General features: G+C 58.3%; 16 protein-coding genes and 2 tRNA genes. 12 read left to right on the top strand and 6 right to left on the bottom strand.

All coding sequences use genetic code 11. The annotated features are described in order from the left end of the window. Positions 1-107 precede the first annotated feature (107 nt). Both ACSYSO_RS07910 and ACSYSO_RS07905 read left to right on the top strand, forming a co-directional pair. The gene (locus tag ACSYSO_RS07910) at positions 108-1,727 is read left to right on the top strand and encodes a C69 family dipeptidase (protein ID WP_489799288.1); all 1,620 of its coding nucleotides are present in this window, start codon (positions 108-110) and stop codon (positions 1,725-1,727) included. A 58-nt stretch (positions 1,728-1,785) separates the two neighbouring features. Continuing rightward, positions 1,786-3,492 carry a formate--tetrahydrofolate ligase gene (locus ACSYSO_RS07905; RefSeq protein WP_489760862.1) on the top strand — a complete coding sequence of 569 codons (1,707 nt, stop codon included), beginning with the start codon at positions 1,786-1,788 and terminating at the stop codon, positions 3,490-3,492. A gap of 335 nt (positions 3,493-3,827) precedes the next feature. Here the strand turns inward: ACSYSO_RS07905 and ACSYSO_RS07900 are convergent, their stop codons facing one another. Beyond that, on the bottom strand, positions 3,828-4,175 hold the full coding sequence (locus ACSYSO_RS07900) for a phenylpyruvate tautomerase MIF-related protein (RefSeq protein ID WP_489760863.1): 348 nt from the start codon (positions 4,173-4,175) through the stop codon (positions 3,828-3,830). 204 nt (positions 4,176-4,379) lie between these two features. On the opposite strand from ACSYSO_RS07900, the gene ACSYSO_RS07895 reads away from it, so the two are divergent. The 3 genes from ACSYSO_RS07895 (at position 4,380) to ACSYSO_RS07885 (ending at position 6,675) form a co-directional block, all read left to right on the top strand. Further along, on the top strand, positions 4,380-4,916 hold the full coding sequence (locus ACSYSO_RS07895) for a GtrA family protein (RefSeq protein ID WP_489760870.1): 537 nt from the start codon (positions 4,380-4,382) through the stop codon (positions 4,914-4,916). 73 nt (positions 4,917-4,989) lie between these two features. Next, positions 4,990-5,646 (top strand): histidine phosphatase family protein, encoded by a 657-nt coding sequence (locus tag ACSYSO_RS07890; protein ID WP_489760864.1) that lies wholly within the window; start codon positions 4,990-4,992, stop codon positions 5,644-5,646. Positions 5,647-5,748: 102 nt separating this feature from the next. After that, positions 5,749-6,675 (top strand): hypothetical protein, encoded by a 927-nt coding sequence (locus ACSYSO_RS07885; RefSeq protein WP_489760865.1) that lies wholly within the window; start codon positions 5,749-5,751, stop codon positions 6,673-6,675. A gap of 243 nt (positions 6,676-6,918) precedes the next feature. On the opposite strand, the gene ACSYSO_RS07880 is transcribed toward ACSYSO_RS07885, so the two are convergent. From ACSYSO_RS07880 to ACSYSO_RS07870, 3 genes are all read right to left on the bottom strand, one after another. Beyond that, positions 6,919-8,052, bottom strand: coding sequence for a DUF805 domain-containing protein (locus ACSYSO_RS07880; RefSeq protein ID WP_489799299.1), 1,134 nt, complete (start codon positions 8,050-8,052; stop codon positions 6,919-6,921). A 125-nt stretch (positions 8,053-8,177) separates the two neighbouring features. Further along, the gene (locus ACSYSO_RS07875; protein ID WP_489799301.1) at positions 8,178-8,981 is read right to left on the bottom strand and encodes an ABC transporter permease; all 804 of its coding nucleotides are present in this window, start codon (positions 8,979-8,981) and stop codon (positions 8,178-8,180) included. A 187-nt stretch (positions 8,982-9,168) separates the two neighbouring features. Then, positions 9,169-10,203 (bottom strand): ABC transporter substrate-binding protein, encoded by a 1,035-nt coding sequence (locus tag ACSYSO_RS07870; protein WP_489799575.1) that lies wholly within the window; start codon positions 10,201-10,203, stop codon positions 9,169-9,171. A 729-nt stretch (positions 10,204-10,932) separates the two neighbouring features. Between ACSYSO_RS07870 and gltX the strand changes: the two genes are divergently transcribed. The 4 genes from gltX (at position 10,933) to ACSYSO_RS07850 (ending at position 14,638) form a co-directional block, all read left to right on the top strand. Then, positions 10,933-12,519 carry a glutamate--tRNA ligase gene (gene gltX, locus ACSYSO_RS07865; protein WP_489760753.1) on the top strand — a complete coding sequence of 529 codons (1,587 nt, stop codon included), beginning with the start codon at positions 10,933-10,935 and terminating at the stop codon, positions 12,517-12,519. 352 nt (positions 12,520-12,871) lie between these two features. Continuing rightward, positions 12,872-12,944, top strand: a tRNA-Glu gene (locus ACSYSO_RS07860). 36 nt (positions 12,945-12,980) lie between these two features. Next, positions 12,981-13,052, top strand: a tRNA-Gln gene (locus ACSYSO_RS07855). A 173-nt stretch (positions 13,053-13,225) separates the two neighbouring features. Next, positions 13,226-14,638: a metallophosphoesterase family protein gene (locus ACSYSO_RS07850; RefSeq protein ID WP_489760752.1), complete on the top strand. Its 1,413-nt coding sequence runs from the start codon at positions 13,226-13,228 to the stop codon at positions 14,636-14,638. A gap of 71 nt (positions 14,639-14,709) precedes the next feature. Here ACSYSO_RS07850 and ACSYSO_RS07845 read toward each other — a convergent pair whose 3' ends face one another. Continuing rightward, positions 14,710-15,474, bottom strand: a complete 765-nt coding sequence (locus ACSYSO_RS07845; RefSeq protein ID WP_489760756.1) for an IclR family transcriptional regulator — start codon at positions 15,472-15,474, stop codon at positions 14,710-14,712. Between the two features lie 289 nt (positions 15,475-15,763). On the opposite strand from ACSYSO_RS07845, the gene leuC reads away from it, so the two are divergent. Both leuC and leuD read left to right on the top strand, forming a co-directional pair. Beyond that, positions 15,764-17,167 (top strand): 3-isopropylmalate dehydratase large subunit, encoded by a 1,404-nt coding sequence (gene leuC / locus ACSYSO_RS07840; RefSeq protein WP_489760751.1) that lies wholly within the window; start codon positions 15,764-15,766, stop codon positions 17,165-17,167. Positions 17,168-17,263: 96 nt separating this feature from the next. Continuing rightward, entirely contained in the window at positions 17,264-17,953 is a 690-nt protein-coding gene (leuD, locus tag ACSYSO_RS07835) for a 3-isopropylmalate dehydratase small subunit (protein WP_489760750.1), read from the top strand. A 41-nt stretch (positions 17,954-17,994) separates the two neighbouring features. Here leuD and ACSYSO_RS07830 read toward each other — a convergent pair whose 3' ends face one another. Then, positions 17,995-19,029 (bottom strand): LacI family DNA-binding transcriptional regulator, encoded by a 1,035-nt coding sequence (locus tag ACSYSO_RS07830; protein ID WP_489760749.1) that lies wholly within the window; start codon positions 19,027-19,029, stop codon positions 17,995-17,997. 293 nt (positions 19,030-19,322) lie between these two features. Between ACSYSO_RS07830 and ACSYSO_RS07825 the strand changes: the two genes are divergently transcribed. After that, entirely contained in the window at positions 19,323-20,603 is a 1,281-nt protein-coding gene (locus ACSYSO_RS07825) for an ABC transporter substrate-binding protein (protein ID WP_489760748.1), read from the top strand. Positions 20,604-20,620: the final 17 nt, after the last annotated feature.

The raw sequence follows: 20,620 nt of genomic DNA, 5'->3' as shown, positions 1-20,620 counted from the left end.
GTGCGCCCCGTTCGGGTAGACTGAGAACAATTCAACGATGCTGATGTGCGGTGCCTGCGTGACAATACGTTCGGTGCGGCTTATCGAAGCGTATCAGGGAGGTAAACATGGCGTGCACCACGATTCTGGTCGGTAAAGACGCGAGCTGGGACGGCTCCACGATCATCGCGCGCAACGAAGACTCAGGCAACGGCGAATTCACGCCGAAACGGTTCGTGGTGGTTAAGCCCGAAGAGCAGCCGAGCCACTACACCAGCGTGCTCAGCCATGTGGAAATCGACCTGCCGAGCGACCCGATGCAATATTCCGCCGTGCCCAACGCCGACCTGAAAGAAGGCGTGTGGGGAGAAGCTGGCGTCAACGAGGCGAACGTGGCGATGAGCGCCACCGAAACGCTGACCACGAACGAGCGTGTGCTGGGCGCCGACCCGATGGTGGAATACACCAAGGCGCGCGGCACCAAAGGCGAGGCGGGCTACGAGCCTGCCAGCGCTGGCGGCATCGGCGAAGAAGACTTCCTTACCATCGTGCTGCCTTATGTGCGCACCGCGCGCGAGGGCGTGGAACGTTTGGGCGAGCTGCTCGAACGCTACGGCACCTATGAGATGAACGGTGTGGCGTTCTCCGATGTCAACGAAATCTGGTGGCTGGAGACGGTGGGCGGTCACCATTGGATCGCCAAGCGCGTGCCGGACGAAGCGTACGTGACCATGCCCAACCAGCTTGGCATCGACGAGTTCGACCTTGAAGATGCTCTGGGAGAGCAGGAAGAGCACATGTGCTCAGCCGATCTTGCGCAGTTCATCGAGACCAACCACCTCGACTTGGCCGTGGAGTCCACCACGCCCTTCAACCCGCGCGACGCGTTCGGTTCCCACTCCGATTCCGACCACGTCTACAACACCCCACGCGCCTGGTATATGCAGCGTTACCTCAACCCGTACGACGAAGTGTGGGACGGGCCGGACGCCGACCACACGCCGGAATCCGACAACATTCCCTGGGCCCGCCAGCCGGAGCGCAAAATCACCATCGAAGACGTGAAATACGTGCTCAGCTCGCATTATCAGGGCACCCCATACGATCCGTACGGGCACCGGGGTGACGAGCACACGCGCGGCATGTACCGCACCATAGGCATCAACCGTCAAAGCCAGCTTGCCGTCATCCAACTGCGTCCTTACCGCCCGCAGGCGTCACGCGCGCTGCAATGGATGGCCTACGGTTCCAACCCGTTCAACACGCTCGTACCGTTCTATCCGAACGTGGAACGTACTCCCGAATACCTTGAAGCCACCACCAACCGCGTGACCTCCGAGAACTTCTACTGGGAGAACCGGATCATCGCCGCGCTGTGCAGCGGTGCGTTCGCGAGGACCTCAAATGCCGTGGAACGCTACCAAGAGAAGACCGGGGGCTTGGCGCACCAGTCAATCTCGCGTACCGATGCCCACATCGCTGAGCTGTTGAGCGGCAAGGACGGCATAGGGACACAGAATTTGGTCGAAGCTGAGTTTGACGTGAGCAACGCTGACGGCGATGTGGAACCAATGGAACCTGAAGCAATCATTGCGGCAACACGCAACCAGGACGTGCGCGAGGCGCTCGCTGATGCCAATGAGGCGCTTGCGCAGCGTATCAAGGTTGAGACTGACAATCTGCTTGATGCGGTGCTGTACGAGGCTAGCATGGAGATGGCGAACGGGTTCAACCGATCTGATAACTGATGAGTAGTACGCAATAGCAGTGGCAACGGCTTTCGGGCCTTGACGACAGGAGACGTTCATGGCACTTATTGATGAGTTCACCACGCAGTACGGTTTGGTGCGGAAAATTGACGCGTTCGGCTACCTTGAGCGGCTGAACGCCCGCCCGGGGGAGCGGCGCAAGCATGGGCGCGTGGTGCTCGTCACCGCTGACACCCCGCTCAAGGCTTCGCGAGGCGAAGGCAAGACTACCACTACCATCGCGCTCATCGACGCCCTGCGCACGCGCGGTGTGGATGCGGCCGCCGTGCTGCGTCAGCCGAGCATGGGGATTACCGCGGCGGGGTCTAAAGGCGGCGCTTCGGGCGGCGGCAAGGCCTCGCTCACACATCCTGAACTCATCGACTGGGGATTGACCGGCGAGATGGGTGCAATAGAAGCTGCTCAGAACCTGCTTGTTTCCTTTGCTGAGAAGGCTGTTGACGAAGGCAGGCTCGACACGATTGCTGTGCCGAGAGTCAGCGAGGTGCCTTCGCGTGCACTGCGGCAAATTGCAGTGGATCGTGGGAAAGGCGATGTTCCCGAGCGTGTGGTGCTCACGCCTACATGCGAGATGATGCAGATCGTAGTGCTGTCGCGTTCGATGAAAGAAATCGAGGAGCGTGTGGCTGCCATGGTGGCCGGTACCAAAGACGGGCATCCTGTAAAATTCGGTGACTTTATTGATTTGTGGCGCATCACCGGCATTCTGGCAGATGCAGTGAAACCAGCGCTTACGCAGACGCTCAACGGCTCTCCCGTGTATGTGCACGGCGGGCCTTTTGCCAATGTTTCTTTGGGAATTCCCTCGCTGGTATCGGTGGAGATGGCATGTGCGCTGCACGACGTTGTGGTGGTTGAAGCCGGGTATGGAGCCGATGCCGGGGCGCAGAAGTGGCTTGACATTGCCTGCCGTGAATATGGAGCGTCGTGGCCTGCGGCCTGCGTGGTTGTAACGCGTGCCTCAACGTGGCGCGACGATCCGAAGCTGGCCTGGCGCTACCCGTTCCACGTGAATCGTCTGGAAGGACTTGGCATTCCTACGTTCCCGCTGGTGAACCTGTGGGATGGCGAGGATGGCCAGGTGCAGGACCTTCGTGCTACCGCCGAGTCTCTGGACTTGCGTCGGCCGATTATGGGTAACTTGTTCCGAGACGGCGGGCAGGCGCTGGTAGGGCAGATGAACGAATTGGTGCGGGTACTTGAGGACGCGCGCGGCGGCGAGATGCTTTCCGGTGCGGACGGGCGGCCTTGCTCATGCGGTATGGATGGCCGAGATGATGTTGCCGACATGGGTGGTATAGGTGATCTGGGAGAGGCGGAACGTGAGCGAGTGTCTGCCGCTGCGTCGAAGCCTCAATCGCAGGCGGCGCAGCTCAGCGGGGAAGCGGCGGCCTGTGGTGTTGATGGCGCTGCTGACGGCAGTCACAAGGGCATGGATGTGGTCGAGAACGTGCGTTGGATTGCGCGCAGTGCCTACGGGGTGCCGGCTGAACGAGTGCTGTTCAAAGAAGGATTCGAAGACTCTCTGGCTCAGGCGCGCAATCTGTGCGCCGAAGCCGGGGTGAATATCGATGATCTGGCGATCGTGGCGGTCAAATCTCCGGCTATCATGACCGACGATGATGCAGCCGCGGCCGAGGAACGCACGGTGACGCTTAAAAAAGTGGAACCGCATCTCGGTGCCGGTGTGCTGCATGTCAACCTCACCACGTCGTTGACTACTCCCATGCCCAAGATTGTGTAGCTCAGGCGCGTGATGCAGGAGGGCTGGGCATGTTGGTGATGCTCAGCCGCGCTTGTGTGGTGCCGTTCAAGCGAGTCTGCGCATGGTCATATCAGGCTGCATGAGGCACCCCAGTACCATATCGGTTATGGCAGTGAGCGGCTGAGTGTCCATAGCGGCTACGTATCTTGCATTACGTGCTTGAAGATCGAGCGATTTTGCAATAAGAGGGTGCCATGTGCTGGCCCGTTTAGTGTGCGCGGAGATTTGACGCGCACACTAAACACATGTTTTTGAATATCGAGGTACAAGAAACGCGAGTCTGCGCGTATTGCAAACCCGCCTCGACGCAGCAGTCAGAGTTGGGAACCGTTCCATCCCCAGTCTTGGGTGGCGGTGTAACGGATGTAGGTACGATCGGCCGGGATGCCGAGCTCACGGTCCAGCGCGCCCATGATCTGCTCGCTCATTGATTCCCAGACTGCGCGATCTTCGCCGTCGCCCTTCGCGTTCACCTCGACGTAGGCTGCGGGAGCGTCCTCGTTGCCGGCGAAATAGATCGGCATATTATCCTCGAACGGGCACATCAGCCAGTCTTCGGTCTTGCCGGGGATAGCGGTGATTGCCTTGCCGTAGGCTGCTTTGAGCGCGTCGCGCTGGGCTGGTGTGGTGGACGTGGACACGTGGGTGTGAATGACTGGCATGGGATGCTCCTTTACGTTGGTGTGCGGCTGCGCGGCCGTACGGTGATTCCATACTATCGTCAGGTGGGGCATGGTTGGGCGGACATCTCGCTGGCTGGCTATTCGCCGAAATGAGCTCGGCAGTGTGCGATAAAGCGCCGCGAAACTCGCTGACAGTGGGGTGGGGTTAAATAGGGAAGCGTGAAGAAATTGTTTGCTCAACTGGTGAAATTCGGCATGGTCGGTGCCATCGCGTTCGTCATTGACGAGGCGGTGATGAACCTGTTGCTCCTTGTGCACGTACACAACGTGATAGCCAGCACCACATCATTCCTCATCTCTCTGGTGTTCAACTACCTGGCGAGTATGAAGTTTGTGTTCGTCCACCGCGACGACATGGCCAGATGGATGGAGGTGCTCATCTTCCTGGTGTCCTCGGTAATCGGTCTGCTCATCAACGACGCCATCATCTGGGCCAGTACCCTCGGCATGTCCGCAGATGCCATGGTGACGCAGCATGGAGCCTATATGTTGCGCACCAACGTGGGCAAGCTGGTGGCGACGGTAGTGGTGGCCGTATGGAACTTTATTATCCGCAAGTGGCTGCTCGACGCCGGGGAGAAAAGCGGTGCCGTTGCTGGTGGCGACGGTAACGTTGCCGACGGGCGTGACAGCGCGCTAAACGTCGAAGCCAAGCGCGATACCTTCTCGCATAAACTTGGTGTGTGGTCGCTCGAGCACGGCCCTAAAGGCTGGAAATAGCGGCGGAAGCTGGTCGGGAATCGAACCGCGCACACTGCGCACCATAACCGCAGAAAACCGAGGAGAACATAGCATGTCGTCTACTACGTTGCATTTTGTGCGCCATGGGAAGGTGGAAAACCCGGGGAAGGTGCTCTATGAGAGGCTTCCGGGGTTTCACCTGTCGCAGTTAGGCCAGCGACAAGTGCAAGCCACCGCAAGGTATATCGTCGCCGATTCGCAGATGAGTCGGGCGGCAGCGGTGTATTCCTCCCCCCTTGACCGCACGCGCGAAACCGCTGCGGCAGTACTCAATGAACTCAACCAAGCACGTACGGCACGCGGCGAAGCTGCATTGGACTTGCACACCGATGAGCGCATCATTGAAGCGGGCAATGATTTTCGCGGTACCCGCATCGGGTATGGGCAGGGTGCGCTCTGGCGGCCGCGCAATCTCAAACTCATCCGCAACTTGTGGCGGCCCAGCTGGGGAGAAAGCTACCGGTCAATCGCTTCCCGCGTCTCCGACTTCGCACAAGAGATGGTGCAAACCCATGAGGGGGAGCAAGTGATTGTGGTCAGCCACGAATCGCCCATCTGGAGCTACCGCCACCTGCTGGAAACCGGCCGCCCAGAGCACAACATGCTGCTGCGGCACACCGACCTCGCGTCCATCACCTCCATCACCTACGACGGCAGCGGGCACGTCGAGCACATCGCATACGCGAATCCGGCCAAAGACGTGCAATAAAGTTGGTGCAATAGGTTGTGCTGGTAGGGGTGACGCTTGAGATGCAGCGGTTGCCCCACCGCTCGGTGTACGATGGAGTACACCAATGAGGGAGGCTGTGACATGACATTCCATATTGAATCAGGCGTGCTGGCAAGGGTTGCCATTCAACCGGAAGTGCGTCATGCCGCAGAAGTAGGCGCCAAATTGGTGTCGCTATGGCCCCTCAACGACGCGCAACAGCTCGATAACGACGTAAAATACGCGGAAAATCTGCAAGTGAGAGTCACACGCGCCGTGGCACAGCTGCTTTCCGGAGAAAACATCACTCTTGCCGATGCTGAATTCGTGTATGAGGGGGCGGAATCAATCCCCGGCCGCCCCGATGCTGTGGTGCAGGCACTGCTTATCGTCAACGACGCATACGAGCAAATGGACGCTTACTCCGAGACCGGAGACACGACGAAAGTGATGGCTGCAGCCGGCTTGCTCGGCGTGCAATGGGATCAGAATATCGTGCGCGAGATAGCTGAGGCACTCGAAAGTATCGAAGCCGCCGTGGGAGTGGGAATTGCAGACGGCGCTCGCGGTGAGGTGAGTCAAGACCCGGAAAGCGTGGCCCAACGGCTTGCGCTGATTGTGGTGGCCCTTGCTGGGTTGCTGCACATCATGAGCAATGAGAACACCGAAGAGGATAGTAACAATGACTTGGGTTGCCGTTGCACTCCGGTGCTGCTGTATGTCAACGAGCTATGTGAGCGTCTTTCCATACCGCGTATGGTGTTGAACAAGGATGACGTTCAGTCGCTGCTGTCGGTGCTGAGCGACGAGGAGCCGCACGGTGATGAGGCGATGGCCTGTGCTGTGGCATCGGTGCTGGCTCCGGTGGCGGCCAAAGAATGGCAGAAACACTATGATGCACTCGTCTTTGACCCTATTGCGGCCAAACGCGAAGCAAAGAGCGCGGAGGAAGCGCAAAAGAAAGCTAAATTGGCTGCCAAATTTGCAGATATTCCTGAAGATCCTAACAAAAAACCAGTGGAACTCTGATTGTTTGCGTTAAGGACGGTCGTATTCGAGGTTTTGCCGTGTGCTTCGGATGGCAGTGACGGCGGATATGCGGACGTGCGTTGCTGCGCTTGCGCTGCATTGATAGGGCTATATCTATTTGCTGTAGCGTTGCGGTTCAACTATTACAGGTGTTGGTGTTAGCAGCCAATTATAAAACAGCTGCGGCAGGAGCCATGTATGATGCTCCTGCCGCAGCTGTTTAGGTTCTCTTCTGGTGTGCGATTATGCTGCCGTCGGCGCTTGCGATTCCGCAGACTCGTCGTTAGACGACCCGTTGTTTGTTGAATCGTCAGCGCGGGAGGAGAGAGGTGCCGGCTGGTCAGGCTCAACCGGAGCGGGCTGTGGGCGGTCATACCCATTCATCGGAGGTTGCTGTGCTATGACCCCATCGGCAGGCATCGCAGAAGCCTGTGGCGTTGCAGCTTGAGGCGTCTCATTGGTTGGTGCAGACACGCCATATGCATTGGCTCGCGGTGCTCCGCTGTTGGGAACGGACGGATTCATCGGCGCGGAACCAAACATCACGGGTGAGGTCGGTGAGGCATTCTGTCCGTATTGCGGCTGCCAAGTCTGGTTTTGCGGCATGTTGTTGGGTTGTGCTGGTGGCATGGGCTGCCCAGGCTGCATCGGCTGGCTCATTGGTCCCGTCTGACCGTTCCAGTTCTGCTGTCCGGGCTGCATCGTCTGGCCCGGACCCATAGGAACATAACCGGAGAATGAACCGACTGGCTGTGCGTCGAACCGCACTCCTGCGGGATTGCTTTGGGCCGTCATCAGTATGACAGCAGCCACAACTGCAGCGATAAACAGCAGGACGAAGATGATGAGGCCGGAGATAAAGCTCGTGGACAGGTCGCCTGTGGATGTTCCGTAATACCTGAGCGATGACAGTGATGTAGCGGTGCCAAGCACGCCGATAATCAGTGTGGCTAAACCAGCGATTTCGAGACCATAAGGCAGCACAATCCACCAAGCGGACTTGTTGGAATCGTGCAGGCGCCGTACGGCCACTGCCAAGGTCGGTATCAACACAGCCAAGTCCCAGATGCGGGACACGGTACTATCCATCGACTCGGGCAGTACCGCCGTGATGACGAGGGAGACAAGACCGGTGAACAGGATTGACCACCAGAATTCACTGCGCGAGGCACGCCCGGTGAAGACGGCATACTTACGGAAGAAACGCTTGATGGCCTCTATAAATGTGATGCCGTAATACGGCTGATCGAGCGGCACTTGGGGCACTTGCGGTGCTTGTGGCGCCTGTGCAAACGGCGGCATTTGATTTGGCTGGCTGGGCTGTGTAGGTTGACTTGGTTGGTTGGGTTGCGTGGAATCTGGCCTGATGTCTGTCATGGGTACCTCTTTCGCATCTATGCTTACAGAGTAACGTTCAGCGTGGATGTGGTCTGCATATATTGCGCTGGAGGCGGGTAGAAATTTGGTGTCAGACGTGTGCCGGTCTTCCTATGGTGGAATTCTCACCCCTCGCTGCTGTCGAGAGAGAGCGCCTCATCCTCGCCGGCAGGGCCTAACATCATCCGCTCCACCAGTGCCACGAAAGCCAGTAGCAGCGCGGTTCCTGCAACAATCATGAGTGTGGCCGAGAAAATCATAGGGGTCTGGAACGAGTTGAACGCGCCTTGCAGCCACACGCCCAGACCGTTGGTGGCACCTAGATATTCGGCCGTCACCGCTGTGCCAAACACGTAGGCCGCACTGATGCGAATGCCGCTGAAAATCTGGCGCGCTGCCACGCGCAACTTGACATGAAACAGCGTCCACACGCGCCCGGCACCGCAGGTGAGCGCCACCGCTTCATAGAAATCCGGCACGGCGGCCAGACCTCGTGCGGTTTCCACGGCGATGGAGAAGAGGCTGAACACAGCCACCAGCACGATTTTGCCGGCGATGTTGAATCCGAACCAAATCATGAACAGCGGGGCGATGGTGATGATGGGAATGGTCTGGGCGGCCACCAACAGTGGGTATATGGCGCGGTGCAAAGTCTTGGAGATGTAGAGCCCGATGCCCAGCAGGATGCCGACGACGATGGAGATCAGGAACCCGCTGACCGCCTCGATGGCGGTAATGGTCGCCGCATCCGCCAAATCGCCCCAGGTTTGGCCGATGGAGACCGCGATATCGGCGGGGGAGGCGAGCGACTGCTCATTCACCCAACCGGCACTGACTGCCACCTGCCAAAGCACCAACACTGCACCGACGGCAAGAATCGGCGGAATTGCAACGTTTAGCCATCGCCGTGTGAGTTTGAGGTTCTGCATGCCACATCCCTATTCGAATCGTGATTTCATTCCGTGAGTACTTTTCCAGAGAATGCGACGAACAGCAAATTCCAAAACGTTGAAATTCCGCCATTCTGTAATGCCGCATATTGCGTTGCTCTCAAAAAAGTGCTCACGGAACGCCTCGAAGGCCCATATTGGGGTTTGTATTGAGATTTATTGCGAGTTACCGGGTCAGCACGTACTCGTTGGTGGAGAGTTCAGCGGCTTGCGGGGCGTTGGCAAGCTTCTGGTGCGCTTTGTCGGTGTAGGTGCCGGCGGCCTGCTGGAAGTCGAGGTACTTCTGGCCTTCCTCCACGTTCACCGTGCCTGGGAGCGTCTTCGAATCGCCGTCGGTCCAGAAGTTGTTCTCGATGATGGTCTGCATAGAGGTCTTCACCAGCTTGGGGTCCAAGTGCGAGGTGCGGGTCTCTTCCACCAAGATATCGCTTGCCTTGTCGGGGTTGGCGAGCGCGTAGTTGTAGCCCTTGAGCGCTGCGGTCACGAACTTCTTGATGTTAGCTGCGTTGGCCGGGTCCTTTGCCCATGAGCGTTTGACCGCGAACCCAAGCTGATCGGGGTTGCCGGGCACACCCCACTGGTCGGCGGCGAAACAGTTGAGCGCCGGCCCGTTGAGTTTGCTTTCCACCTCTTCCCAGTTGGCGTAGAATCCCGCAAAATCGCCCTTGCCGGAGGTCAGGGTGCGGAAGGTATTGGTGCCGGCGGTGGCGGTCTTGAACTCGCCGTTGCCGCCCGCGTACTTGATCATCTGCCGTACGGAAGCGCTCTGCTCGGCCGATCCGAAGCTGACGAAGGTCTTGTCTTGGAAGTCCTTGGGGGTTGTGATGTCGCTGCGGGAAGCCAGCGAGCACCAGCGGGCGATGGGTTTTTGCGTCAGGTCGAAGACGAGCTCAAGGTCGGCCCCTTGCGCGTCGGCATTGGCCAGATCGGTGAGTTTGGAGAAGCCGATATCGGCCACGCCGGAGTTCACGCTGGTCTCGGCGCCGGCCTGAGCGGTCGGCAGGATCTTCACATTGATGCCGGCGTCCTTGAAATACCCAAGTTTTTGCGCCACATACAGTCCGATATGGTTGGTGTTTGGCGTCCAGTCCAGCATGAAATTGATGGTGGGGGTGCCGTTGCCGCTGGTTTTGCTGGGATTGTCGTCGGCATGGCCGCCGCATGCTGCCAGCGAGAACCCAAGCGCCGCGGCGGTTGTCATGGCTGCCGCGGCGCGCAGTAAATGCTTGCCGCGCGAGGTATGTGCTGCTGGTTTGCCTGTTGCGTATGTTGTCTGTGCTGCATGTGCCGTGTTTGAGGGGCGCCCTGCAAATGCGCGGAAATGTGTGCGGAACCTGTTCACCTATTCACCTTGCCTTCTGTTCGGACCCGGCACGCGGGAGACGGAAAGGTGAGGAGTCCGCGCCGCGCATCGGGTCGCAGGGCACGCTTCGCCCTGCTTTCGATGTTTCGTAGCGCAGCTGCTGCCACCAACCGCGCGAACGGCACCATTATATAAAGTGGGCCGTGCATTGTGCGAATATACTCAATCTGCTTGGTCGCAGCGGTGCAAGTGGGGCATTTTTGGTCGGAAGCAGTGCGGGTTTTGATCGTTTTGTACCCAAGTCGCACGGTTCGGTGCAAAAGTGGGTACGTTTCGGTCGGGATTCGCTGGTTTTTTGAACGGTTTGTACGCATTTTGCGGTTGTGATAGGGAAGTGGGTACGTTTTGGACAAGATTCTTAAGGGTGTGGGTTGAGGTTTGTAATCGGTATGATGGCCGGCGAGGACGGTTGGTTCGCGGTTGGTTCGAACAGTGGGGTACATGGTTGGCGCGAGGTTGGTCCGAGCGTGGGAGTGTGCGGTTTGTGTGGTCGGCGGCACGGTTGGGGGTGATTTGTCTGTTCCGCGTGCGCTCTCCCACGTCCGAGTTGCGCGGCACAATGGATGCATGAATGAAACCACTGCTGACCATATTGATGCTGCCGATGCAGCGAAGTCCGGCAATCGCCCCAAGCTGCCCGAGCGCGTCCGCGTCCGCTTCTGCCCGTCGCCCACCGGCACCCCCCACGTGGGCATGGTGCGCACGGCGCTGTTTAATTGGGCTGAGGCGCGCCACACGCACGGCACGTTCGTCTTCCGCATCGAGGACACCGACAACGTGCGCGATACCGAGGAGAGCTACCACCAGATTCTCGACGCCCTGCGCTGGCTTGGCCTGGACTGGGACGAAGGTATCGACGTGGGCGGCCCCAACGGCCCCTACCGCCAGTCCGAGCGCGGCGAAATCTACCGCGACGTGGCGGCCAAGCTGCTTGAGGCGGGCTACGCCTATGAGTCCTTCTCCACGCCTGAAGAGGTGGAGGCGCGCAACGTTGCCGCGGGCCGTCCCAAGGAGTTTGGCTACGACGGGTTCGACCGCGATTTGAGCGACGAACAGAAGGCCGCCTTCCGCGCCGAGGGCCGCAAGCCTGCGCTACGCCTGAAAATGCCGGACGAGGACATCGCCTTCGACGACCTCATTCGCGGCCGCATCGAGTTCAAGGCCGGTTCCGTGCCGGACTACGTCATCGTCCGCCCGAACGGCGACCCGCTCTACACACTGACGAACCCGGTGGACGACGCTATGATGGGCATCAACGTGGTGCTGCGCGGTGAGGATCTCCTCAGCTCCACCCCGCGCCAAGTGGTGCTCTACCGCTACCTGATCGAGCTCGGCATCGCGCGCGAAATGCCGCTCTTCGGCCACATGCCGTACGTGATGGGCAAGGGCAAGAAGAAGCTTTCCAAGCGCGACCCGGAGTCGAACCTGTTCCTCCACCGCGACAACGGCTTCATCCGCGAAGGACTGCTGAACTACCTGGCGCTGCTCGGCTGGTCCATCGCGCCCGACCGCGACGTCTTCTCCATGGACGAGATGGTCGAGAAGTTCGACATCCGCGACGTGAAGGCCAACCCGGCCCACTTCGACATCGACAAGGCCATCGCCATCAACGCCGAGCACATCCGCATGCTCGAGCCCCAGGACTTTCTGAACCGCTCGGTGCCCTACCTGCACCGCGACGGCTTGGTTTCGGCTGATAGCTGGGACGCCCTCACCGACCGCGAGCGTGAGATTTTGACCGCAGCCGCGCCGCTGGTACAGTCGCGCGTGCGGTTGCTCGGCGAGGTGCCCGGCATGGTGGGCAGCCTCTTGAGCTGCGAGGGCTATCTCGCGCCGGAAGACGACGCCAAGAAGCAGCTCAAGGATTCCTCCGACGACGTGCTGGCCAAGGCCATCGCCGCGCTGGAAGGTGTGAGCGAGAACGGCGCTGATGGCAGCAACGGCTGGACCGCCGAGTCGTTGCACGCCCTGCTTGACCAGGCGCTCGTGGAGGATGCCGGCTACAAGCCGCGCCTGGCGTACGGCCCGGTGCGCGTGGCCCTTTCCGGCCGTCGCGTCTCCCCGCCGCTCTTCGAATCCATGGAGATCATCGGTAAAGACCTGACGCTCGCGCGTCTCAATGGTCTCAAGGAGCACCTAAGCGAGCTCAACTAGCGCAAGAATGGCAGCAGCGTTATTCAGTAGGGATTATTTTCCAATAAAATGCTGATGCTGAAATCAGGAATGGCTATTTTCTGCCATTCCTGATTTCGTTTTTGGAGGTGATACTCACAAATCGTCCCTACTGAATTAAGTTGACGCTTAAGATAAAGGCGCTGCTGGGCTGTGCTATCTGATGTGGCTTACTGGGTGCTGGGTGCTATGAGTGCTACGGGCGCTGCGAGATTGCAGGTAACTAACTAGCAGATTGCATCGCGTCTCGTCCGGCGACACGCCGTCTTGCGCTATGCTCCAATCTTACATATACTATGTATCTGTTGCTCCGCAAGGAGTGACAGGCTAATTGGCCCCCGTCGTCTAGCGGTCTAGGACTACGCCCTCTCACGGCGCCAACACCGGTCCAAATCCGGTCGGGGGTACAACGCGTTCAGCTTTAGGGCTGATGCGCTATCCATTGGGGTATGGTGTAATTGGCAACACGGCTGATTCTGGTTCAGTTGTTCTTGGTTCGAGTCCAGGTACCCCAGCTCAGCAAGAAGATACCGCGGATTTCCGCGGTTTTTCTGTATTTCAGGTGTGCTGCAGAACCCCTTGCGCAGGAACTTATGAATAAACAAACGAATACGCAGCTGCATACCTGTTGATATGCGGCTTATGCAGCGGTCGTGAGCCCCTGCCTTCCTGCTGGTACCATAGAGCCATGAGTGAATACGGAACTTCGGAACAACTGAAGGCGCGTGCCAAGGCGCCACAGTCTGGCCGCGTGGCGAAACCTCTATCGGTCTCGGCACGGCTTGGCCGTCTGCAGTTTCACGAGTCCGGAAAATTCCGCGTGCTGGTGTTCTCCGACGTGCAGGACGGCCCGAAACTCAACGCTGACACTGTCCGTCTCGTCTCCGCCTCACTGGATGTGGCGCGCCCGGATGTGGTGATTTTTACCGGTAACCAGATAGCGGGATATGACGAGGCCTATGCATCCACGTTCCGCAAGCGTACGTGGAGTCCGCAAGGCTGGGCTTTCAACTCAGATGCGGCTCGCAGACGCGAGGAAAGCACGGCAAAGCTGCGCGAGACAGTGCGTAGCTATATTGCGCAGCTGGTTGAGCCGCTGGTAGAACGCGGCGTCCCTTGGGCGGTGACGTATGGTGACCATGATTTCCAATGCGGCCTGAGCAATGCTGAACAAGACGCCATATATCGCGAATTTCCGGGATGCCTGAACCCTGAGCCGTCGGCGACGCCCGGTGGCATGGGCTCGGCTGGAGTGCAGCATTTTGACCAGTCACGCCATCAGCCTGGCTCCGGTTTGCCAGATCAACCGATCTTCCCCTGTGAACCGGGCACATTCGCGCTTCCTGTAACCAGCGTGGATCACAAGCGAGATGTGCTCTCGCTGGTGGTGCTCAATTCTGGCGACTATGGCAAGTTGGGCGGGTACGGTGCGCCCAGCACTCGTGCGCTGGAGTTTCTCGGCGCGGTGCCAGGTATGGTGCATTCCAAGTCGATGGTGTTCCAGCACATTCCCATGCCGCAGTACTACCGTTTGCTCAAGGAAGTTCCGGCAACGGCCGCCCACGCGGTGGAGGGGTACCGCACCTTTGCCGGCCACACGTATGTGATCGACGATAAGAAAACCGTGCCCGGCAGTTTCTTGGGCGAGGGAATCAGCTGTCCTGATGCCGATAGCGGCGAGTTTGACATACTCACTCGTGCGGCATTTGGATATGACCATCGCGACCGCGAGGAACTGAAGTTTGAAGATGACGTTGACGAGCGGGGCTACTTTGCCATGTTGGCTGGGCATGACCATCGCAACAGGTTTGTGGGGCAGTCTGACGGGCTGACCATGTTCGCCACTCCCACGTGTGGTTTTGGCTCTTACGGCCCGGCACCCACCCAGCGAGCCTCGCGTTTGTTGGAATTTGATATTCGCCACCCGTATCAGCCCCGCACACAGTTGTTGGAGTTCGGCGAGTTGGTAGGCAAACCCAATGCCCATGGCGCCTATACCTATGACTTGAATGGTGCAAGAAACACGGTGCGCGAAGGAACGAATCTGCTACGTCGCCCGCGCCTCATTGCGCGAGCTTTACACAAACTGCATCTCAAATAGTCCTCTGAACAACGGGCAATCAGTACCTGCGCCAGTGCCCTCTATCAGGGTTCTCTAATCAGTGCCGTCTATCAGTGCCCTGCGCTGGCTTTGCGTAACGCTTCGGTCAAGTATCTGCCGCCTGCCATCACGTATGGTGCATAGCGTTTGCCGGGTGTCAGCCCCATGCGTCCGGAAGGGCCGGAGATGGAAATCGCAGCAATCACCTGATTGGACGCATTGCGGATAGGTGCCGAAACCGAGCAGATACCTTGCTCGCGCTCGTTGGCTGAATCCGACCATCCGCGCCGGCGTACGGCGGCCAGTGTGGAAGCGGTGAACTTTGAGTGGCGCAATCCCTCATGCAGGCGGTCTTCCTCTTCCCAGGCGAGCAGGATTTGCGCGGCGGACCCTGCGCGCATGGACAGCAACGCGCCAACGGGGATGGAATCGTGCAGGCCGGTGGAACGTTCCATGGCGGCGATGCAGACTCGCTGATCGCCCTGCCTGCGGAAAATTTGCGCGGACTCGCCGGTGCGGTCCAGCAGCGTTTGCAGCACCGGATTGGCGGCGGTAAGCAGTCTGTCTTCTCCCGCAGCCGTGGCAAGTTCAGCGAAGCGTGAGCCCAGCACGAACCGACCATGCCTGTCTCGCACTACGAAGCGGTGTCGTTCCAAAGCGATGGCCAGGCGGTGTGTGGTGGGGCGTGCCAAGCCGGTCAGTTCCACCAGTTGGCCGAGTGTGGCAGGGCCGGATTCCAAGGCATCAATGATCTTAATGGTCTTGTCGAGCACGCCAACGCCGGAATGAATCTCCTCTTTCAGTGGATTCAAGGCTTCCTGATGGATGGGAGGCATGGCTTCGCGCTCGTTGGAACGGCCTGTGGTGCACGCGTTGGCGCGCTGGCTCGCATCTGTGTCTTCGGCAGGCCTGGTAACCGAAGTGCGAGAGGGTGAAGCGTCCATATGTTGATTATACGCGTACCTGTTTCCAGCATGTCACAACAGTGTTTTCTCACATATTGATACAGAAGCGTCCATATTAAGAGCTCACGATGATACTGAACATACAGCCGCCGAGCAGTTCTGCGGTGATGCTTCCGCTCGTCATGGCAGAAAGACGACGTGGAGTCTGAATGGAGGAGATATGGCTAAGACATTAGCTCAGAAAGTATGGGACGACCATCTGGTGCGCAAAGGTGAGCAGGACGCGCCAGACCTGCTCTACATTGATCTGATGCTGATGCACGAAGTCACCAGCCCGCAGGCCTTCGAAGGGCTCCGTTTGGCAGGGCGCAAGCCGCGCCATGTTGACCAGCTCATCGCCACGGAAGACCACAATACTCCGACTTTCGCCATTGACCGCCCCAACCCCGACGAAATATCAGCGGTCCAGCTCACCACACTGGAGCGCAACTGCCAAGAATTCGGTGTGCGGTTGCACCCGCTTGGAGACGCCGACCAAGGCATCGTCCACGCCTTTGCGCCGGAACTGGGACTGACCCAACCGGGCATGACCATTGTGTGCGGGGACTCTCACACGTCCACCCATGGCGCGTTCGGTGCGCTCGCTTTCGGCATCGGAACCTCCGAGGTGGAACACGTCATGGCCACGCAGACCCTCTCTCTCAAGCCGTTCAAAACCATGGCCATCAACGTGGAAGGTACCTTGCCCGAGGGAGTGGGGGCCAAAGACATCATCCTCGCCATCATTGCCAAAATCGGCATCGGCGGAGGCCAAGGGTATGTGCTCGAGTACCGCGGTGAGGCCATTGAACGCCTCTCTATGGAGGAGCGCATGACCATCTGCAACATGTCTATCGAAGCCGGTGCGCGCGCTGGAATGATAGCTCCCGACGAGACTACGTTCGAGTATCTCAAAGGCCGGCCGCACGCCCCTTCCGGTGCGCTGTGGGATCAGGCGGTTGCCTACTGGAAGACGCTCCGTACCGATGAGGGTGCGAAGTTTGACAGCGAAGTAACCATCAATGCCTCTGAGCTGTCCCCGTATGTGACGTGGGGGACGAACCCGGGGCAGGGTGCTCCCATTGCCTCTCAGGTGCCGGATCCGAAGGACTTCAGCGATCCCGAGGAGCGCGAATCCGTAGTGTCTGCACTGGACTACATGGGATTGAAACCGGGGACGCGTATCAAAGACATCCCCATTGACACGGTGTTCATCGGATCGTGCACCAATGGGCGCATTGACGATTTGCGCGCTGCGGCGCAGGTGATGAAAGGGCATCACAAGGCCGATTCCATCCACCGCGTGCTCGTGGTTCCAGCATCCTCTCGCGCCCGTCTGCAGGCCGAAAAAGAGGGACTTGACCAAGTGTTCAAGGACTTCGGTGCCGAATGGCGCAACGCCGGGTGTTCGATGTGCCTGGGCATGAACCAAGACAAATTGGTGGCAGGAGAACGTTCGATTTCCACGTCGAACCGTAACTTCCAAGGACGGCAGGGCAAGGGCTCTCGCACACACTTGGCCTCGCCTCTCGTAGCCGCCGCCACAGCCATTCGCGGAACCATTTCCAGCCCGGCAGACCTCTGATGTGCCCGGCCGAGGGAAACCGCTGCCGCGCATCGGCAGGCAAGCGAGCACTGAGACGATTATTGTAGACACGTACATGATGAATTGAGATATATTATGGAGAAACTTACCACCATTGCGGGCACGGGGGTGCCGTTGCGCCGCGCAAACGTCGATACCGATCAGATTATTCCTGCGGTGTTTTTGAAGCGAGTCACAAAAACCGGTTTCGAGGATGCGCTGTTCCATGCTTGGCGGCGCGACCCTGACTTCATCCTCAACCGGCCCGAGTATGCCAACCCGCGTGTGCTGGTGGCCGGACCTGATTTCGGCATCGGATCCTCTCGCGAACATGCCGTTTGGGCGTTGCGGGACTTCGGTTTCCGCGTGGTCATCAGCTCGCGATTCGCTGATATCTTCTACGGCAACACTGCCAAGAACGGTGTGCTCGCGGCCATCATGCCACAGGAGAATGTGGAGCAGCTATGGCAGGCACTCGAGGCGCAGCCCGGACGTGAGATGACGGTGAATCTCGAGGATCGTACCGTGACTTGCGGCGATCTCACCTTGCCTTTTGAAGTCAATGATTACACGCGTTGGCGCCTGATGAACGGATATGACGATATCGACCTGACGCTTCAGCATGAAGACGACATCGCGGCCTATGAGGCAGAGCGTGCCAAGCGTTTCCCCTTCAAGCCGACCACGTTGCCTGCCAGGAGCCTGTCCGCCGAACCGGTGGCGTCGGCTCCTGCGGTGGACGACAGTGACTGGGCAGGGCCGATTGGGGCTACGACGGCAGCGTAGGTGGCATCCGCGTTTGTGCGGTACTGCAGAATAAAGAACAGCTAGCGTAGTGGAATGGTGCTGCCTCTGGGGATGAGCGTGGTGCGGTAACGGATTGACGGATTCTCTATTTCCGCACCATTCATCAGGTAGATCAGTTGTTGTGCTGCGGTTCGTGCCATATCTACCGGGTCTTGGTGAATGGTGGTCAGGTTGGCGAGTTTGGCGTTGCTGTCGTCGTCAAATCCGATGATCGATATGTCTTCTGGCACTCGGATGCCCAGGCTGCGCAGGTTCTGTGTCAGCGCGATTGCCGCTTCATCGGTCTCGACGCAGATGGCAGTAGGTTGAACGTCTGAGGACGTGATTCGGCCGGCCAGCTCTGCCGAAGCGGTTTCGAACGATATGTTGGAATCTGCGAGCCGTCGGTTTGTTTTGAATAGCACGGTGTCTTGCTCGCTGTAGCCGAGCTCCTTAGCGGCTGCGACGAAATACGCTTCCCTCAGTTCGGAGTTTGACGGGAAGAGATTCGGGTGCGGATGCTGTACGTAGCCGATGGTCTTGTGCCCTAGCCTTTTGAGGAACCTCACGGCGTTGAGCATGGAATGCTCGTTATCTACCGATACGCTGGCGTCAAGCAGCTCGGAGTTCATGGCGTCCAGCCCAACTACGGGAATGCCGAAGGAATCAAGGTTGGTGTCCGCATAGTTGTCGATTCGAATCGACGTGATGATGAGGCCGTCCATATTGCGTTTGTTGGTGGGCAGATTTGCCAAGAAGGTATGCAGATCTTGCTCCGTACGCACAATGTTGGGTACGGGGTCGTATCCGTTTTTCGATAGTACTTCGTAAACGCCTTCCATGCAGTTGGCGCTGAACCATGAGTTGAGCGGCGTTCCCAAGAGGATGGTGACGCGCATGGTTTTGCCTGTGGCCAGTGAGGAAGCGTTGCGGGAAAGCGTGAAGTTGAGGGAGCGGGCGGCTTGCATGACCTTCGACCGGGTTTCGCTTTTTACTTTGCCGACCCCGCGCAGTGCCCGGGAGGCGGTGGCGTCTGACACTCCTGCGGTGAGAGCTACGTCGTGGAGTGTGGTCATAGGTTCCCCTTTGGTTCGCGATGTGTACCTAACACTATTATATTCTGTACTAAAGAAAGCGCTTTCTTTATTTATGTCTCCAAATTGATAGCACGAGCGTTGAAAAACGTTGCTAAAACAGCGAAGAGTTTCGGTAACTCTCCGCAACGCGCCCGATTTTGTTTTCTAAAGTGTAAGCGCTATCATTTATGTAAAGCGCGTCATCATCGCAGATTGACTCGTTTGATCGAACCCGCAATACGCTGCGGATTTCGCATTTCCGAGCAGGATATCGCATTTTGTAAGGAGGCAAAATGAAGAGAAACAGATGGGCTCTTCCCGAACGGTTGTTGTGCATTCTTTCCGCAATCGCCTTCACTCTAGGAGTGGCTGGCTGCGGAGCGAGTGCGGCACAAGGCCCCATCACGCTCGAGTTCTGGAGTTTTCAGACTGGATCTGAAGGCGAGTATCTCGACAAAGCGGTGAAGGACTATAACAACAAGCACACGGATGTTCATATTGATCATAAAGTGATCAACCAGAGCGACTACAGCACTACAGCCATCACCATAGCCTTTGCCAACGGTGCGGCGCCTGACATTTTCTATGTGGAGCCTGCCACCTTCACCAAGTTTGCAGGAGCCGGCATGCTGGCCGACCTCGATCCGTACTACAGCCCCGAATTAGAGAAGGACATCCTCCCTTCGATGCTGGAGTCGGCTAAATTCGGAGGGAAGAAGATGGCCCTTCCCTTTGAGATGGATCTGCTTGGACTCTACTACGACAAAGACGTTCTGAAAGAAGCGGGGATCTCTCCGCCCACCACGTGGCAAGAGCTGCAGGAAGACGCAAAGAAACTGACCAATGACAAGCGATACGGCCTCGTGCTTCCTGTTGAAAAGTCAGGGTACACACTGTACGACTTCTACCCGTTCATGTGGATGCAGAATGCGGGTGTGACCGACGAGAAGGGCAACGTGACCGTCAACTCGCCGGGCATGGTCAAAGCGCTTGATTTCTGGGGGTCATTCTTCAAAGACAAGACAGCTCCGCGATCCTTGCAGATCGGCCCTTGGGACAGTAGCAGCCTGTCGACGCACACTTCGGCGATGCAGGTATCCGGTTCGTTCGCCATCAACGATTTGGAAACCAAATACAGCAACGTTCATATCGGCGTAGTGCCGCTTCCCACTCCCGACGGCAAGCATCAGGTGACCGTCGCCGGCGGCCAGAAATTGGCCGTCAGCTCGAAGTCGAAGCACATCAAAGAGGCTGCCGCATTTATCTTCAGTCTGTACGGCGATACCGAAAACGAGGATTTCGCCTCGCAATGGGTGACAAAAGCCAAGTTCGCGTACCCGGCCAGGCGTTCCATCATCAAGCGCAATCAGAAGCTGTACAACAAAGGGCTGCGTGCGGAGTTCACCAAAATGTACGACGGAGCCAAACCGGAATTGAGCTTGCCGGCAGAGGCGACCGACGCGATGGGTGATGCTTTGCAAGGTGTCATGTTCGCCGGGCAAAGCGGCAAAAGCGCCGCCGATCACGCCCAACAGGTCATAGAGAAATCCATCGGGTCGAGAATCGAGCAATGACATGAAGACTTCACCTC

It is taken from the genome of Bifidobacterium sp. ESL1130 (assembly GCF_058507935.1).
Note: the sequence above shows the minus strand (reverse complement) of the source record. Positions and strands in the feature narration are given on the sequence as shown.

Bases quoted from the DNA above. Each gene is read 5' to 3' on its own strand.
- ACSYSO_RS07875 (WP_489799301.1), bottom strand. From the start codon at position 8,981: ATGCAGAACCTCAAACTCACACGGCGATGGCTAAACGTTGCAATTCCG.
- ACSYSO_RS07905 (WP_489760862.1), top strand. From the start codon at position 1,786: ATGGCACTTATTGATGAGTTCACCACGCAGTACGGTTTGGTGCGGAAA.
- ACSYSO_RS07900 (WP_489760863.1), bottom strand. From the start codon at position 4,175: ATGCCAGTCATTCACACCCACGTGTCCACGTCCACCACACCAGCCCAG.
- ACSYSO_RS07830 (WP_489760749.1), bottom strand. From the start codon at position 19,029: ATGACCACACTCCACGACGTAGCTCTCACCGCAGGAGTGTCAGACGCC.
- ACSYSO_RS07845 (WP_489760756.1), bottom strand. From the start codon at position 15,474: ATGCCTCCCATCCATCAGGAAGCCTTGAATCCACTGAAAGAGGAGATT.
- ACSYSO_RS07850 (WP_489760752.1), top strand. From the start codon at position 13,226: ATGAGTGAATACGGAACTTCGGAACAACTGAAGGCGCGTGCCAAGGCG.
- ACSYSO_RS07825 (WP_489760748.1), top strand. From the start codon at position 19,323: ATGAAGAGAAACAGATGGGCTCTTCCCGAACGGTTGTTGTGCATTCTT.
- ACSYSO_RS07885 (WP_489760865.1), top strand. From the start codon at position 5,749: ATGACATTCCATATTGAATCAGGCGTGCTGGCAAGGGTTGCCATTCAA.
- ACSYSO_RS07890 (WP_489760864.1), top strand. From the start codon at position 4,990: ATGTCGTCTACTACGTTGCATTTTGTGCGCCATGGGAAGGTGGAAAAC.
- gltX (WP_489760753.1), top strand. From the start codon at position 10,933: ATGAATGAAACCACTGCTGACCATATTGATGCTGCCGATGCAGCGAAG.
- ACSYSO_RS07910 (WP_489799288.1), top strand. From the start codon at position 108: ATGGCGTGCACCACGATTCTGGTCGGTAAAGACGCGAGCTGGGACGGC.
- ACSYSO_RS07880 (WP_489799299.1), bottom strand. From the start codon at position 8,052: ATGACAGACATCAGGCCAGATTCCACGCAACCCAACCAACCAAGTCAA.
- leuD (WP_489760750.1), top strand. From the start codon at position 17,264: ATGGAGAAACTTACCACCATTGCGGGCACGGGGGTGCCGTTGCGCCGC.
- ACSYSO_RS07870 (WP_489799575.1), bottom strand. From the start codon at position 10,203: ATGACAACCGCCGCGGCGCTTGGGTTCTCGCTGGCAGCATGCGGCGGC.
- leuC (WP_489760751.1), top strand. From the start codon at position 15,764: ATGGCTAAGACATTAGCTCAGAAAGTATGGGACGACCATCTGGTGCGC.